The 1,052-nt window shown below is 62.6% G+C and carries 2 protein-coding genes; both read left to right on the top strand.

Annotated features, from left to right (window positions below):
• Positions 1-618, top strand: a 618-nt coding sequence (locus tag ACR0E6_RS21505; RefSeq protein ID WP_480587129.1) for a di-heme oxidoredictase family protein, incomplete at its 5' end; no start/stop codon positions are given.
• A 3-nt stretch (positions 619-621) separates the two neighbouring features.
• Positions 622-1,052, top strand: a 431-nt coding sequence (locus tag ACR0E6_RS21510) for an imelysin family protein (protein WP_480587131.1), incomplete at its 3' end; no start/stop codon positions are given.

Below are 1,052 nucleotides of genomic sequence, written 5' to 3' on the forward strand. Positions count from 1 at the left end.
GAGCAATCGGCGGCTGCTTTTGCAGGTGATATCGGCATCTCGACCCCGCTGTTTCCCGCCCCGTACGGAGATTGCACCGATGCGCAGGACAATTGCATAAAAGCCCCGCATGGCGACGGCGATGTGCGCGTCTTCGAGGTGGATCAGGTCGGCATGGACCTCGTGGCCTTCTACAGCCGCAATCTGGGCGTCCCGCGTCGTCGGGATGTGGATGACCCGCAAGTGCTGCGCGGGAAAGAGGTGTTCCACGCCACAGGCTGCGCCGCCTGCCATACCCCGACCCATGTCACCCATCGCATGGAAGACCGGCCCGAGCATAGTTTTCAGCTGATCTGGCCCTATACCGACCTCTTGCTGCATGACATGGGCGACGGTCTGGCTGACAACCGCCCCGAAGCCCGCGCCACAGGCCGCGAATGGCGCACGCCGCCCCTGTGGGGGATTGGTCTGACCCAACGCGTGTCCGGCCATACTGAGTTCCTACATGACGGGCGCGCCCGCACCCTGCTTGAGGTTGTGCTTTGGCACGGGGGCGAAGCACAAACCGCACGTGACACTGTCGTGACCATGCCCAAAGCCGACCGCGACGCCCTTATCCGTTTTCTCGAAAGTCTGTGACCCATGCGCCTATTTGCTTTTGCCATTGCCTTAGTCGCCCCTTTGGCGGCGTCAGCCCAAGACCGAGCAGCGATCCTGACGGATGTGCCTGCCGCGCATATTCTGCCGCGCTTTGCTGAATTGGCAGACGCGACCGAGGCTTTATCCTCCGCATCCCAATCCGATTGCGTCCCTCAATCAGAGACCTTGCGCACGGCCTATGGCACCGCCTTTGACGCGTGGATATCGGCCAGCCATCTGCGCTTTGGCCCCACCGAGGCCGACGACCGCGCCTTTGCCATGGCCTTTTGGCCAGACACGAAAGGGTTCACGCCCAAGGCTCTATCGCAGCACATCGCGGCAGAAGACCCCGCCGTGAACGACACGGCCGCCTATGCCGAAACCTCGGTCGCGGGGCGCGGATTCTTTGCGCTTGAGCAGATGCTCTACGATCC

Source organism: Ruegeria sp. AP12 (assembly GCF_056540025.1).